The organism is Peribacillus sp. GL_122 (assembly GCF_057835005.1).
On the sequence record NZ_CM174415.1, the window covers coordinates 2,400,660 to 2,414,774 of the forward strand.

Below are 14,115 nucleotides of genomic sequence, written 5' to 3' on the forward strand. Positions count from 1 at the left end.
AATGAAAGCAGTTTTGTTCGTAGGACACGGAAGCCGCTTGGCTTCGGGAAACGAAGAAGTCCTTCATTTTATTGAAAATATGATTCCGGCATTGGATGAGCGCTTCCTTGTAGAAACGTGCTTCTTGGAATTTGCGGCACCGAATATATCCAAAGGCATTGATAATTGTGTAAAACGAGGGGCTACTGAAGTTATCGTCATACCGATCATTTTGTTGCATGCAGGTCATTCGAAATTACATATCCCAGCTGAAATAGAAGATGGGAAAACAAAGTATCCAGAAGTGAAATTCACATATGGCCAAACGATCGGGGTCCACCATGATGTATTGACAATCCTGACAGACCGTCTTGAGGAAGCGGGATTCGATACAACCTCTGAACATGCTGAGACAGCAATATTGCTAATTGGCCGAGGTGGCAGTGATGCTGATGCAAATAGTGATATATATAAAATTTCACGATTATTATGGGAAAAATTAAACGTTAAATGGGTCGAAACAGCTTTCATGGGTGTAACGGACCCGCACGTTGATGAAGGCATTGAGCGATGCACCCGCTTAGGGGCAAAAAAAGTAGTGATGCTGCCATATTTCCTCTTCACAGGGGTGTTGATGGAAAGAATGGAGGATATGCTGAAAGGCTATCAAGAGCTATATCAAGATCAAGAATTCATTTTGGCGAAGTATTTTGGATATCATCCAACATTACAGAACATTCTGCAAGAACGTGTAATTGAAGCTAGTGAAGGCAGATCAAGCGGGGCACGTGATTTGGAAAACTATCGTAAACATGTCGAGGAACATGGGCATGCCCACCATCATCACCATCACGACCACGATCACGATCACGATCACCATCACGACCACGACCACGACCATCACCACGATCACGATGGGCAAGTGGTGGGGACGTCAAAATGATTTTGTTTTTGGCGGGTACAAGTGATGCAAGGGAATTAGCTATTGAGATGCAGCAGGTGGGATTCAAGGTTTTGGCAACTGTTGTAACCGGGTCGGCGGCTAAAAGTTTGCAAGATGCAGGCATATCCACCCGGATTGGCCGATTAACTGCAGAGGATATGACATCTTTAATTTCTGAAAAAGGTTTTCAGGCTGTAGTTGATGCAAGTCACCCATTTGCCGAAGAAGCATCCAAAAACGCCCTTAACGGAGCAAAGGCAGCAAATGTCCCTTATATTCGTTATGAGCGTGAAAGTCAACGGTTTCAGAATGATAAATTGATAGTTGTCCGTGATTATGAAGAAGCTGCCAAACTTGCCGCTGCGAAACGGGGAGTCATCATGCTCACGACCGGAAGTAAAACCCTAGCCGTGTTCGCAAAAGAATTGCTAGGGCTCGAGAATACCAGAGTCATAGCGAGAATGCTGCCACGCATGGACAATATGGAAAAATGTGCGCAGCTGGGCATTGAACAAAAAAATATCGTTGCGATTCAAGGTCCATTTTCCAAAGAATTAAATAAAGCTCTATATGAACAGTATGGCGTCACATTGATGATAACGAAAGAAAGTGGCAAGGTCGGTGCGGTTGATGAGAAATTGGAAGCCGCGTTGGAATGTGGAATAGAAACGATTATGATATCGCGACCGGATGTTGACTATCAAAATGTTCATTCCAGTTTTGATCATGTCATCGCCGAGTTGAATAAACAGCTAAATGAAAAATAGGAGGAATGCAAGATGGATTTTAAAACGGATTTTAAACCACTAACGGTAGACCCAGACAAAATATATGATTATAGCTTCTCGATCATAGCCGAAGAAATGGGCAATCATGATTTTTCTGAAGATGAATGGAAGATCGTCCGCCGGGTCATTCATGCTTCAGCGGATTTTGAATTGGGAAGAAGTGTCATCATCCATCCAAATGCCATTCAAGCTGGTGTGGAAGCAATTCGCAAAGGTAGACATGTCATTGCGGATGTGCAAATGATCGAGAGTGGTACAGGCAAAAAAAGATTTCAAAAACACGGCGGGGACGTTCATTGCTATATTTCAGATCCGGATGTGATGGTCGAAGCAAAACGTTTGAATACGACAAGGGCGATCATTTCGATGCAAAAAGCCGTAAAGGAAAATGAAGGGGGCATTTATGCCATTGGCAATGCACCTACAGCTTTACTTGAGCTCATTCGCCTTATTAAAGAAGGGATTGCAAAACCGGACTTAATCATTGGAATGCCTGTTGGGTTTGTTTCTGCAGCAGAATCGAAAGAGGAACTCGCTAAGATCACGGAAATTCCATTCATTACGAATATTGGCCGAAAAGGTGGAAGTACTGTCACTGTTGCTGCATTGAACGCGATTTCCCTTTTAGCTGATAGTTAAAAATCATGGAAAAGAAAGTAAAAAAAGACCCCTCACAAATGCGTCATGGGTATACGACAGGGGCATGTTCGACTGCCGTGACTAAAGCGGCATTGACTGCATTGATCACGGGGGATGCACTTGAGGAAGCCACGATTTCCTTGCCCATCGGGCGAGATGCCACTTTCACTATTGAGAAATATGATATATCGGAAAATGCGGTTAGTGCTGAAACGATCAAAGATGCCGGAGATGATCCCGATGCTACCCATCTGGCACATATTATCTCTACTGTCAGCTGGTCTGATGCACCTGGGATTATCCTGGATGGAGGGATCGGTGTGGGTCGTGTGACCAAACCCGGGCTTCCTGTTCCTGTAGGAGAAGCGGCCATTAATCCTGTACCGCGCAAAATGATTTTAACCACTGTGAAACAAACATTGGAAGAATTTAAGATCAATAGAGGAGTGAAAGTCGTCATCTCCGTGCCAGCAGGTGAAGAAATAGCGAAAAAAACATTAAATGGCCGCTTAGGGATTGTGGGGGGCATCTCCATTTTAGGAACAAGGGGCACTGTCGTCCCTTTTTCCAGTTCAGCCTATATGGCAAGCATCGTCCAGGCTATCAGTGTCGCCAAAGCGAGTGGGTGCGAGCATCTTGTCTTAACTACTGGCGGGCGCAGTGAAAAGTATGCGATGGGCCTTCTCCAGGATTTACCTGAGGAAGCCTTTATTGAAATGGGTGACTTTGTGGGCTTCTCACTTAAGCAATGTAAGAGGCAGGGAATTAAAAAGGTATCACTGGTCGGCATGATGGGGAAATTCTCCAAAGTGGCCCAAGGTGTGATGATGGTGCATTCAAAAAGTGCGCCGGTCGACTTCGGTTTTCTATCGGAAATAGCCCAAAGCGTCGGAGCTGAAGATGATCTTGTTCTTGAAATCAAGAATGCAAACACAGCGTCACAAGTCGGGGACATGATGTCAGCGATAAATAATTTTGATTTTTTTAATAAACTATGTGAATCCTGCTGTCACTCTGCCATAAAGCAAGTGAAGGGCGGAATTGAAATGGAAACGGCGATTTATTCGTTGAAAGGACAATTACTGGGAAGGGCTGTTGGAATTGAGTCAATCGATTAAATTAATCGGGATAGGGGATAACGGTCAGGAAAGCTTACTGCCCCAATATGCCCAATGGATAGAAGAAAGTGAAGTGCTGGTCGGAGGTGAGCGGGTCTTATCGTTTTTCCCGAACTATACTGGCAAGAAGATTGTCATAAAGGGCGGTTTGAAAAAGGTGGTGGAACAACTGCAGGATGAAACTCGTCCAACAGTTGTCTTAGCTTCCGGTGACCCATTGTTTTATGGAATGGGAGGCTATCTTTCTAGCAAAATCAACATAGAGGTTTACCCATATTTCAGTTCAATTCAGCTTGCTTTTGCAAAAATGGGTGAAAGCTGGCAAGATGCCTTCCTAGTTAGTGTTCATGGCCGCAGTATGAAAGGGCTGGCCCAAAGGATTGATGGAAAAGCGAAAGTAGCTTTGCTTACTGACATCGAAAATAGTCCAAATCAACTTGCTAAATATCTCATTTCATTCGGAATGACTGAATACCGGGCATTTGTGGCTGAAAATCTTCAAGGAGAAACCGAAGACTCTGGCTGGTATGAACTTGAAGAAATGATGGAGCGGGAATTCTCCCCGTTGAATGTCGTCATTTTGAAAAGAAAATCAGAAGGTCCAAGCTGGTCCTTGGGGATAGAAGATGAAGAATTTTCGCAGCGAAAACCGGATAAAGGCCTCATAACCAAAAAGGAAATTCGGGTATTAAGCCTGCATGCGTTGAAACTCCGGAAAAACAGCACCGTTTGGGATGTTGGGACGTGTACGGGCTCAATGGCAATTGAAGCGGCCAAGCTTGCATCCGAAGGCCAAATTTTCGCAATTGAAAAAAATGAGCCTGATTTAGATAACTGCTATTTAAACCAGCGTAAATTCCGTACTGATATAACTGCTATTCATGGAAAAGCTCCGCAGGGACTGGAAACTTTTCCGGATCCTGATGCAATCTTCATTGGAGGGACTGGCGGCGAAATGGTAGATCTAATCAGTACATGCTGCAAACGGCTAAAAGAAGGCGGCAGGATCGTTCTAAATGCTGCGACGATTGAGAATCTTTACCGGGCTAATGAGGCATTTGCTGAAGCTGGTTTTCACACTTCCATCATGCATGCCCAAATCTCCAGAAGTAAGCCAATATTAGGAATGAACAGATTTGTTCCGCTTAATCCGGTGTATATCATTACTGCACAACGAAAGGAAGACATGAATGAGTAATCTTGGTACATTATATGGCCTTGGCGTGGGCCCGGGCGATCCAGAGCTTATTACAGTAAAGGCATTTCGCGTGATTCAGGAATCTCCGGTCATTGCGTATCCAAAAAAAAGAAAAGGGAGTAAAAGCTACGCCCATCGCATTGTTGAAGTTTACATTCGTCCTGAAGAGAAGGATATGCTGGGACTAGTTTTTCCGATGACGAAAGATCAAGCGATTTTGGATCGGGAATGGAACGGAACGGTTGAAAAAGTTTGGCAAAAATTAAATGAAGGTAAAGATGTTGCTTTCGTTACGGAAGGCGATCCGCTTTTATATAGTACGTTCATACATATGATGAAATTGATGCAGGAGTTGCATCCCGAAGTAGAAATCAAGACAGTCCCGGGCATTTCTTCGTTTAATGGGTCAGCGTCAAGGCTGGGCATCGCTTTGGCTGATGGTGATGATCATGTTGCGATAGTTCCTGCAAGGGATGACTATGAAGCGATGAAGAAGGCGATCGAAGATCATGATGCAGTTGTGTTCATCAAAGTCGCAAAGGTCATCGATTTAATGATTACCGTTTTAAAAGATTTGGACTTGCTTGAAAAGGCCTCGGTCGTAACCAAAGTCACTTCCGATGAAGAAGTGATTTGGAAAGTGAGTGAATTGGAAGGACTTGAACTAGAATACTTAACATTGATGGTGGTGAGAAAATGAAGATATATATTGTAGGTGCTGGCCCAGGTGACCCGGATTTGATTACTGTAAAAGGATTGAACATTCTCCAAACGGCTGATGTGATTTTATATACGGATTCATTAGTGAATGAAGAATTGATTGCAAAGGCAAAACCCGAGGCCGAGGTGCTAAAAACGGCTGGAATGCATTTGGAGGAAATTGTTGGCATCATGGTTGAGCGTGTTAAAGAAGGAAAGATGGTTGCTAGAATCCACACAGGTGATCCTGCCATGTACGGTGCAATCATGGAACAAATTGTCCTTTTGAAGAAAGAGGGTATTGGTTATGAGGTGATCCCTGGCGTAAGTTCGGTATTCGCCTCAGCAGCGGCAATAGGAGCAGAGCTGACCATCCCTGATTTAACTCAGACACTCATATTGACGAGGGCTGAAGGACGTACGCCTGTTCCGGAATTTGAGAAGCTACGTGATTTGGCAAGTCACCACTGTACGATTGCCCTCTTCTTGAGTGCGACCTTGACCAAAAAAATCGTTAAAGAACTCCAGGAAGCCGGTTGGAAGGATGATACTCCGGTAGCAGTCATTCAAAGGGCAACATGGCCGGACCAAAAAATCGTTCGTACCACGTTAGTGAACTTGGATGATGATATGCGTCAAAATGGTATCCGCAAGCATGCGATGATTTTGGCTGGATGGGCGTTAGACCCTACCATTCATGATAAAGATGAATACCGTTCCAAATTATATGATGCGAGTTTTACCCACGGTTTCAGAAAAGGTGTTAAGCCATGATCATTGAACTGAAAGAAGCGGAACTTGCTCCCATTAAACGGTCTCATACTTATGCGATCGTGGCGATTACAAAGCATGGTGTCGAGCTGGCACGAAAATTACATACCGCTTTTTCGAATTCCGATCTATATTACATGAGCAAGTTTGAAAAAGGGGACGAAGAGCATAAACAGATCCAGCTTTTTTCGGGCAGTGTCCGTATGCTATTACCAGCTTTATTCAAGGAATATAAAGGAATCATCTTAATTATTTCACTCGGCGCAGTAGTCAGGATGATTGCACCAATTTTGAAGGATAAGAAAACGGATCCGGGTGTCGTTGTCATTGATGATAAAGGGGAAAATGTTATCAGTGTACTGTCAGGGCATCTGGGAGGAGCGAATGAACTGACTAAGGAAGTTGCTGCAGCCCTTGACGCAAGAGCTATAATCACCACCGCTTCAGATGTACAAAAAACGATTCCTGTCGACTTATTCGGCCAGCGCTTCGGCTGGATTTGGGATTCTGCAGAAAAATTGACGCCAGTAAGTGCGTCCGTTGTAAATGAAGAGCATGTTGCCGTTGTACAGGAATCAGGTGAACGGAATTGGTGGACTTATGAAACGGCATTACCTGAACGGATAATCGTATATCCATCCATTGAAGAAGCGCTTCACGCAAAGCCGCAAGCAGCGCTGGTCGTAACTCACCGTATTCTTAGCCAGTCGGAAAAGAGGATCCTTGAAAATGGGATCGTATATCGTCCAAAAGTCATTGCTCTCGGTATCGGGTGCAATAGGGGAACAGCGGCAGCTGAAATTGAGCAGGTGATTGCAGAAACACTAGCGGAATTATCATTTTCCCTAAAAAGCGTTAAAGCGATCTGTACAATTTCCTTAAAGAAAGACGAAATCGGTTTGATTGAAGTGGTCGAAAAATATGGCTGGGAATTCGTGCATTTTGAACCGGAAGAGCTTAATCAAGCTAAAATCGAAGCGCCATCAGAAACAGTATTTAAATACACGGGTGCATATGGTGTAAGTGAACCGGCTGTGAGGATTTATACTAAAGCTGAACAATTGGAGCTGGTTAAGAAAAAATCGGGGAACGTAACCATTTCAGTGGGGATCATTCCTTTTTAAGGAGGGAGAAGTAATATGAACGATAGAAGATTGGTAATTGCGGGTACCGGAAGCGGTGTCGGTAAAACGACATTGACCATCGGAATCATGGCAGCCCTCCAGAAGAAAGGCTATACTGTGCAAGGGTTTAAATGTGGTCCAGACTATATTGACCCTACTTATCATACAGCCGTTACAGGACGGATTTCACGCAATCTTGACAGTTGGATGTTCGAACATGACACTGTCCGAGAAATTCTTACCAAAGCAGGTACCGGAGCTGATATATCGATCATCGAAGGAGTCATGGGCTTCTTCGATGGCAAAAGTCCTTTATCCAATACAGGATCGACGGCTGAAATCAGCATCATCACGCAAAGCCCTGTCCTGTTGGTAGTCAACTGTGCCAGCATGGCACGGAGTGCAGCTGCCATCGTAAAAGGATTTCAGGACTTTTCGACCGGTCCGGACATCATTGGTGTAATTGCCAATCAAGTGGGAAGTGAAGGGCATTACAAAATTGTCAAATCAGCCATTGAGCAAGAGTGTGATGTACCGGTGCTGGGTTATATGAAGCGGGAAATGGATATTGATATTCCAAGCCGTCATTTGGGTTTAATTCCTGCTATTGAACGCGGGGAACTAAATCCGTTTTTCGATAAGCTTGCACAATTAGTCATGGAAACGATCGATATCGATCAGTTGTACCGTTTATCCAAGACAAGCTCCGTTTCCAGTGGAAACTCAAATATATTTCAACCCCAAAATGAAAAGGAAGTGTGCATTGCCGTCGCAAAAGATGCAGCCTTCAATTTTTATTATCAGGAAAACCTTGAGTTGCTTGAAGCATTTGGGGCGAACATCAAGTATTTTTCTCCATTAAAAGGGGATGAAGTTCCATTGGATGCTGATGGTTTATACCTTGGAGGCGGTTTTCCTGAGGAATTTGCAGCTGAACTTTCCGGTAACGTGGGTGCTATCAAATCCATCAGAAGCTCCATTGAAAAGGGGATGCCGACTCTAGCGGAATGTGGCGGTTTCATGTTTTTGAGCAAATCGATTGAAACAACTTCCAAAGAAACGCATCAGATGGCAGGTATTATACCGGGCAGGATTAAAATGCAGAAAAAACTTGCAGCACTTGGGTATCGAGAAATTACAGGAACTCCAGGCAATTTTTTGATCAATGAAATGGAGCAGGCAAAAGGACATGAATTCCACTACTCGACATTCGAAGCGGATGATGATCTTACACATGCTTATGAAGCCAAAGGCAGATTCGGGTCGAAACAAGAGGGGTGTGTATTGGGTAACCTTGTTGCTGGGTATACTCACTTTCATTTTGCTTCCAATCCAACACTTGCAAAGAACTGGATCGATGCTTGCTTAAAACAAAAAAACAGATCTGCCCATGAAACTATCAACAAGTAGAAGGTATTTTACGAAGATTAAGAGGAGGCGCGAGCATGAAACCGGGAAAAGTTCATCTGGTCGGTGCGGGTCCTGGAGATCCGAAACTGATTACGGTATATGGACTGGAATGTATCCAAAAGGCGGATGTCATTGCATATGACAGGCTTGTCAATCCAGAATTATTAACTTATGCAAAAGAAGATGCAGAACTGGTGTATTGCGGGAAATCACCAGGGAAACATCATCTCATTCAAAATGAAATACATGAACTTTTAGTGGAAAAAGCCTTACAGGGGAAAAACGTTACCCGTCTGAAGGGTGGAGATCCGTTTGTCTTTGGGCGGGGCGGTGAGGAAGCAGAGATACTGGCTGCTAACGGGATTGAATATGATATCGTCCCAGGAATCACAGCGGGAATCGCAGCACCGGCTTATGCGGGCATCCCGGTGACCCACCGTGATCATGCCTCAAGTTATGCGATTGTGACAGGCCATGGCCGTGATTACAAGGGGCAGGATAACCTGAATTGGCAGGCATTGGCTCAGGGAATCGATACCATCGCCTTTTATATGGGAATAGGTAATATGCCGTTTATCTGTGAAAAATTGATGGAGCATGGCAGGGACGGCAATACGCCAGTGGCTGTCATTGAATGGGGCACGACTGATAAACAAAGGACGATTACCGGTACTTTGAATTCGATTTCTTTGAAGGCTATAAAAGAAGAAATTCAAAATCCATCAATCTTTCTAGTAGGGGATGTCGTCCAATTAAGAGAAAAAATCCAATGGTTTGAAAGAGTGATTGATTCAAAGTCCATAATTGAAGGGAATGAGTCGGAATGTCCATCATTCAAGAATTGAAGGAACGCAGGGCAATAAGGAATTACGAAGAAAAAGAAGTGGAAGACCAAAAAATCAGGCAGCTATTGGAAGCGGCTACCTATGCCCCTAACGACCGATTGCGTGAACCTTGGAGTTTTTATGTAATTAAGGGAGAAGCGAAGCACCGTTATGAAAGATTGGCAGAAAGGTATTTACATGAACGCTTCCCGACCAAACCAAAATTGATTGAAAGTTCACTGGAAGTTGTAAAGACGACACCGCTAATCATTGTCGTGACTGCCGATATTTTGCCTGATGATCCAGATTCATCCGAAGACAATGTATTTGCTTCTTGTTGTGCCGTTCATTCGATGTGGCTTGCCGCAAAAGAACTTGGTCTCGGCTTCGTTTGGCGCACTAGAGGAGTGGGTCTTGTCAGGGATGAACGCCTGCACGAATTTATCGGTTCACCGGAAAACAAAAAAGTGATCGGCACCATTTTTGTCGGATACCCTAAAGGAGATCAACCGGTTCCTGCTACTAAAAGGACTTCATACATAGAAAAAACAGTTTGGCTATGAAGGTAGGTGAGTGAGTGGCACGCAGAGGATTAATGCTTATTTATACAGGAAACGGGAAAGGGAAGACGACTGCCTCATTAGGGGTGACTTTGAGGGCAATCGGCAGAGGAATGAATGTCAAATACCTTCAGTTCATAAAATCTCCAGAGCGTACATATGGGGAAGCATTGGCTTTGAAAAAATTAGGAGTTGAAATGGAGCAGCTAGGTATTGGTTTTACATGGACCAAAACTCCAGAAGAGCATCGCAACGCATTATCGTTGGCTTGGGAAAAGGCGAGACTGGCCCTTAGTGATCCCGGCATTGATTTACTTGTTTTGGATGAGTTGAACAATGCATTGGCGATTTCCAAATTCCCGATTGAAGATGTCTTGCCATTGACTGAAGTCATCGATGCGATTCGAAATCGTCCCGCTCATATGCATGTAGTCATTACCGGCAGGGATGCCAAGCCAGAGCTAATGGAAATGGCCGATTTGGTTTCATCGATTGAGGCGACCAAGCATTATTATGACGAGGGCATTGGCGCTGTCAAAGGATTAGAGTTTTAAGGGGGTGAGCGTAATGAAGGCACGATCCATCATGATACAAGGGACGTCGTCTGATGTAGGGAAAAGTTTGATTTGTACGGCATTTTGCCGGGTATTTTCCAATAAAGGATTACGTGTCGTCCCATTCAAATCACAAAACATGGCTTTGAATTCTTATGTAACCTTGGATGGCGGTGAAATCGGACGGGCTCAGGGAGTACAGGCGGAAGCAGCACGGATCACGGCAACGACCGATATGAATCCGATATTACTGAAACCGAAGCAGGATATGGTTTCGGAAGTCATCGTGCACGGAAAGCATTTTCTTGATATGAATGCAAAAAGCTATCGGTCCCAATTTGTCCAGGAAGCCATGCCCATCATCCGTAAATCGGTCGAAAAACTTCAAGAAGACTATGACATCATCGTACTCGAAGGGGCAGGAAGTCCGGCTGAAATTAACCTTAAGGACCGGGATATAGCGAATATGCGAATGGCTAAACTCACGGATGCGGCTGTCATTTTGGTGGCCGATATTGATCGTGGTGGAGTATTTGCGTCCATCATCGGCACACTTGCTTTATTGGATCAAGATGAACGAGATAGTGTAAAGGGGATCATCATCAATAAATTTCGTGGCATGCGTGAATTGTTGGACGATGGCATTGAATGGGTGGAAAAGGAAACCGGGATTCCGGTTCTCGGGGTGCTGCCCTATCTTGACGTGAATATTGAAGCGGAAGATTCACTTGCCCTCTCTTCCTTGCGTTTTAAAAAACCTAAAAAGGCTGAGTTTCCGATCGATGTAGCCGTCTTGAGATTTCCACGGATCTCCAATTTTACAGATGTGGATCCTTTTTTTGATGAACCCGGAGTAGGTGTCCGCCTAGTAAGCAGTGTCCATGAGATAGGTAATCCCGATCTGCTTATTTTGCCTGGTACAAAAAACACGATGGAAGATTTAAAGTGGTTGAATCGTATGGGGATGGATCGGGCCATCAATGAATTGCGGAAACAAGGAACGATGATATTTGGCATATGCGGTGGTTTTCAAATGCTAGGGACTAAACTTTTCGATCCTGACGCGGTCGAAGGTGACGGTGAGAACGCAGATGGGCTCTCGCTTCTTCCGGTGGAAACCGTATTTCAAGCAGAAAAGAAAACGGTACAAATGGAAGGTGTCCTTTCTGCCGGGATAATGGAAGGTCAAATGAAACTTAACGGTTTCGAAATACATTTGGGCAGAACGACATTGAAGTCGCAAGTAAGGCCCTTTCTTTTATTGAAGGATGGAAGAGAGGATGGAGCCATTTCCAATGACAACAAAGTAATGGGAACATATCTTCATGGGATATTCCATAATCGCCTGTTCACTAGATTACTAGTTAACCAAATTCGACGGAACAAGGGGTTGGAAGAAGTGAAGGAAAACGTCCAAAGCGACTCGGAGCGTAGGGAGGAAGCGTACAATCTCTTGGCATCCCATTTGGAGGAAAACATTGATATGGATACCATCTATCAATGGCTGCAGCTGGAAACTGCAGAAAATTAATGTTAATCAAAGCCCTTTTAACTTCAAAAAAGATCAATTTAGAGCTACAATTCCTTTTATTTAGCCATAATAAGTGACAGAGGCATACAAGATATGTTATGTTGTCTTCTCTACATACTTTATACAAAATAAAAGGATGAGGTGTTCATATGAATAAAACAGAATTAGTGAGCAGTGTTGCAGCACAAGCTGAACTGACAAAAGACGAAGCAAAAAAAGTTGTGGATGCATTGTTTGAAACAATCACGGCTACACTTGCTAAAGAAGAAAAAATCCAATTAGTTGGTTTTGGTACATTTGAAGTGCGTGACCGTGCTGCCCGTACAGGAAGAAACCCTCAAACTGGCGAAGAAATACAAATTGCAGCTAGTAAAGTACCTGCTTTTAAAGCAGGTAAGGAATTAAAAGAAGCTGTAAAATAAATGATGAACGAAGAAAAAACCTGGCGATGCAATGTTCGCCAGGTTTTTTCTGTTTACTGTACTTTCAATTAACCCGGTTAATCTTTAATGGAAAGATAAAAAACGGTTTGTCATCTGGTGAGGCAAGATATTTTTTTGAAAAGGCCATTAAGCGTCTCTTTAATTGGTTGTTTTTTATAGGCCATTTTTCATTTGATCAACTATGAAATATGCCGACTCCATGAAAAAAATAAGCAGTAATGGAATGTAACACAAATGAAAAAAAATTATAGTACTTATTAATAAGGTTTATACTGTGACTATGTTAGGCTAAATGAATAACAAGCTTTAAAACCAAAATAAAAGAGGTGAAATAAATGCTGAAGAAAATAATGAAAAAAATCAAACAACTTTCCCAAGGAAGCAGTGAGCGAAGACATGGTCATTATCGCCGAGGCAGCAGCAGCAGCAGCCGAGGGTATAAAAGGTATCCCATGAGTGGAAGTGACCGCTACAAGAGAAAGGGGCGTGGCAGCAGCAGCTAATTCAATTTCTTTGACTTCAATGCAGCCTGCAGGTCCATTGAGATTTCTTTAATATCTGAATAAGGTTCTTGGATGCTTAATAACCTTTTCAGTATATGCACGGTTTCTTTTTCTAACGAAAGCTCTTCTGTCCAAGGAAGAGCCTTTTTACTTTTGGAAGCGTATGTCGTATAAAGTACATATAGAAGTATTTCCCCCAAGTCGTAAAAATCCTGCCTTTTCAGCTGTAAAACGGAGTCTTTTGCGAGATCGGCCGAATTGATCATTTTGGACAAACCAAAGTCTATCAAAATGGGCTGATGGTTCTTAAGTAAAATATTTGGAATACGTAAATCTTGATGGCAAATGTCATGGTCATGTAGATAAGATACTAAACCGGCCAGCTCATCCAGAAAAAATAGAGACTCTTTCTCATTGAACGTTAATTGATTCAAGAAAATATGGTCTTCTAAATTATCCCCTTCTATAAAATCCATCACAAAATATACATTTCCGTCATGTGAAAATTTCTCGTGAAATTTGGGGATGTTTTTGTGGTTTAACTTTCGTAATATGGAGATTTCATTTTCAAACTGTCTCAGTTCTTTTTTGCTGCGGCGTTTACTTTTCCGGAGCTGCTTGATCACTTTATTTTCATTCATTTTCAAATCATCGCAAAGGTAAACAATACCGTAGCTTCCTGTACCGATTACAGTTTTCACCTCGTAACGGTCATTCAAAACCACTCCTTTTTTAAAAGGAATATCCACAAAGAATTGGTAGATCTTTCTTAAGGAACGCAAAATTGAAACTTCCCTCACCACTTTCATATATTCGAGTCGAAAAAGACCATTATTCATAAAGCTGGAATTATGAATGATCATGGATAGTTTAACACTGATTTTTGGTAATGCGGTAATGAAAGTCTTTTTTACGATAATTCACAATTAAAAAGAGCTATTAAAAAAATTTCCTTAAATTTCATATTATGAAATTATATGATTTTTAAAATTATTAAGTTTACTATAATGAATTCATAATAAAAGAGTAGG

The 14,115-nt window shown here is 42.9% G+C and carries 15 protein-coding genes; 14 read left to right on the plus strand and 1 reads right to left on the minus strand.

The genetic code is table 11. The features are described 5' to 3' along the window. Position 1: 1 nt before the first annotated feature. From AC3ISB_RS11575 to AC3ISB_RS11640, 14 genes are all read left to right on the plus strand, one after another. Positions 2-922 (plus strand): sirohydrochlorin chelatase, encoded by a 921-nt coding sequence (locus AC3ISB_RS11575; RefSeq protein ID WP_489276455.1) that lies wholly within the window; start codon positions 2-4, stop codon positions 920-922. Beyond that, a complete protein-coding gene (cobK, locus tag AC3ISB_RS11580; RefSeq protein WP_098371850.1) occupies positions 919-1,689 on the plus strand; it encodes a precorrin-6A reductase in 771 nt (256 codons plus the stop codon). Before AC3ISB_RS11575 ends, cobK begins: the two co-directional genes overlap by 4 nt. 12 nt (positions 1,690-1,701) lie before the next feature. Further along, on the plus strand, positions 1,702-2,349 hold the full coding sequence (locus AC3ISB_RS11585) for a precorrin-8X methylmutase (protein ID WP_098371851.1): 648 nt from the start codon (positions 1,702-1,704) through the stop codon (positions 2,347-2,349). A gap of 5 nt (positions 2,350-2,354) precedes the next feature. After that, positions 2,355-3,467 (plus strand): cobalt-precorrin-5B (C(1))-methyltransferase, encoded by a 1,113-nt coding sequence (locus tag AC3ISB_RS11590; RefSeq protein WP_098371852.1) that lies wholly within the window; start codon positions 2,355-2,357, stop codon positions 3,465-3,467. After that, positions 3,451-4,665, plus strand: a complete 1,215-nt coding sequence (gene cbiE, locus AC3ISB_RS11595; protein WP_098372007.1) for a precorrin-6y C5,15-methyltransferase (decarboxylating) subunit CbiE — start codon at positions 3,451-3,453, stop codon at positions 4,663-4,665. The genes AC3ISB_RS11590 and cbiE overlap by 17 nt, the downstream gene beginning before the upstream one ends. Next, positions 4,658-5,365: a precorrin-2 C(20)-methyltransferase gene (gene cobI, locus AC3ISB_RS11600; protein ID WP_098371853.1), complete on the plus strand. Its 708-nt coding sequence runs from the start codon at positions 4,658-4,660 to the stop codon at positions 5,363-5,365. Before cbiE ends, cobI begins: the two co-directional genes overlap by 8 nt. Continuing rightward, entirely contained in the window at positions 5,362-6,138 is a 777-nt protein-coding gene (cobM, locus tag AC3ISB_RS11605; protein ID WP_098371854.1) for a precorrin-4 C(11)-methyltransferase, read from the plus strand. Before cobI ends, cobM begins: the two co-directional genes overlap by 4 nt. Beyond that, entirely contained in the window at positions 6,135-7,259 is a 1,125-nt protein-coding gene (locus AC3ISB_RS11610; protein WP_489276459.1) for a cobalt-precorrin 5A hydrolase, read from the plus strand. Before cobM ends, AC3ISB_RS11610 begins: the two co-directional genes overlap by 4 nt. A 15-nt stretch (positions 7,260-7,274) precedes the next feature. Further along, positions 7,275-8,669 carry a cobyrinic acid a,c-diamide synthase CobB gene (locus tag AC3ISB_RS11615; protein ID WP_098371856.1) on the plus strand — a complete coding sequence of 465 codons (1,395 nt, stop codon included), beginning with the start codon at positions 7,275-7,277 and terminating at the stop codon, positions 8,667-8,669. Positions 8,670-8,704: 35 nt separating this feature from the next. Beyond that, complete coding sequence (cobA, locus tag AC3ISB_RS11620; RefSeq protein WP_098371857.1) at positions 8,705-9,514, plus strand: uroporphyrinogen-III C-methyltransferase; 810 nt, start codon at positions 8,705-8,707, stop codon at positions 9,512-9,514. Further along, the gene (locus AC3ISB_RS11625) at positions 9,493-10,056 is read left to right on the plus strand and encodes a nitroreductase family protein (RefSeq protein WP_141994314.1); all 564 of its coding nucleotides are present in this window, start codon (positions 9,493-9,495) and stop codon (positions 10,054-10,056) included. The genes cobA and AC3ISB_RS11625 overlap by 22 nt, the downstream gene beginning before the upstream one ends. A gap of 14 nt (positions 10,057-10,070) precedes the next feature. After that, a complete protein-coding gene (locus tag AC3ISB_RS11630) occupies positions 10,071-10,607 on the plus strand; it encodes a cob(I)yrinic acid a,c-diamide adenosyltransferase (RefSeq protein WP_141994313.1) in 537 nt (178 codons plus the stop codon). Between the two features lie 13 nt (positions 10,608-10,620). Then, positions 10,621-12,138 carry a cobyric acid synthase gene (locus tag AC3ISB_RS11635; RefSeq protein ID WP_480338940.1) on the plus strand — a complete coding sequence of 506 codons (1,518 nt, stop codon included), beginning with the start codon at positions 10,621-10,623 and terminating at the stop codon, positions 12,136-12,138. A 149-nt stretch (positions 12,139-12,287) separates the two neighbouring features. Then, entirely contained in the window at positions 12,288-12,560 is a 273-nt protein-coding gene (locus AC3ISB_RS11640; RefSeq protein WP_098371861.1) for an HU family DNA-binding protein, read from the plus strand. 520 nt (positions 12,561-13,080) lie between these two features. Here the strand turns inward: AC3ISB_RS11640 and AC3ISB_RS11645 are convergent. Further along, complete coding sequence (locus tag AC3ISB_RS11645; RefSeq protein ID WP_311609721.1) at positions 13,081-13,866, minus strand: serine/threonine protein kinase; 786 nt, start codon at positions 13,864-13,866, stop codon at positions 13,081-13,083. Positions 13,867-14,115 lie beyond the last annotated feature (249 nt).

Excerpts from the sequence above, each read along its gene's own strand:
- AC3ISB_RS11585 (WP_098371851.1), top strand. The coding sequence starts at position 1,702 with ATGGATTTTAAAACGGATTTTAAACCACTAACGGTAGACCCAGACAAA.
- cobK (WP_098371850.1), top strand. The coding sequence starts at position 919 with ATGATTTTGTTTTTGGCGGGTACAAGTGATGCAAGGGAATTAGCTATT.
- AC3ISB_RS11610 (WP_489276459.1), top strand. The coding sequence starts at position 6,135 with ATGATCATTGAACTGAAAGAAGCGGAACTTGCTCCCATTAAACGGTCT.
- cobA (WP_098371857.1), top strand. The coding sequence starts at position 8,705 with ATGAAACCGGGAAAAGTTCATCTGGTCGGTGCGGGTCCTGGAGATCCG.
- AC3ISB_RS11635 (WP_480338940.1), top strand. The coding sequence starts at position 10,621 with ATGAAGGCACGATCCATCATGATACAAGGGACGTCGTCTGATGTAGGG.
- AC3ISB_RS11625 (WP_141994314.1), top strand. The coding sequence starts at position 9,493 with ATGTCCATCATTCAAGAATTGAAGGAACGCAGGGCAATAAGGAATTAC.
- AC3ISB_RS11590 (WP_098371852.1), top strand. The coding sequence starts at position 2,355 with ATGGAAAAGAAAGTAAAAAAAGACCCCTCACAAATGCGTCATGGGTAT.
- AC3ISB_RS11575 (WP_489276455.1), top strand. The coding sequence starts at position 2 with ATGAAAGCAGTTTTGTTCGTAGGACACGGAAGCCGCTTGGCTTCGGGA.
- cobI (WP_098371853.1), top strand. The coding sequence starts at position 4,658 with ATGAGTAATCTTGGTACATTATATGGCCTTGGCGTGGGCCCGGGCGAT.
- AC3ISB_RS11615 (WP_098371856.1), top strand. The coding sequence starts at position 7,275 with ATGAACGATAGAAGATTGGTAATTGCGGGTACCGGAAGCGGTGTCGGT.
- cobM (WP_098371854.1), top strand. The coding sequence starts at position 5,362 with ATGAAGATATATATTGTAGGTGCTGGCCCAGGTGACCCGGATTTGATT.
- AC3ISB_RS11640 (WP_098371861.1), top strand. The coding sequence starts at position 12,288 with ATGAATAAAACAGAATTAGTGAGCAGTGTTGCAGCACAAGCTGAACTG.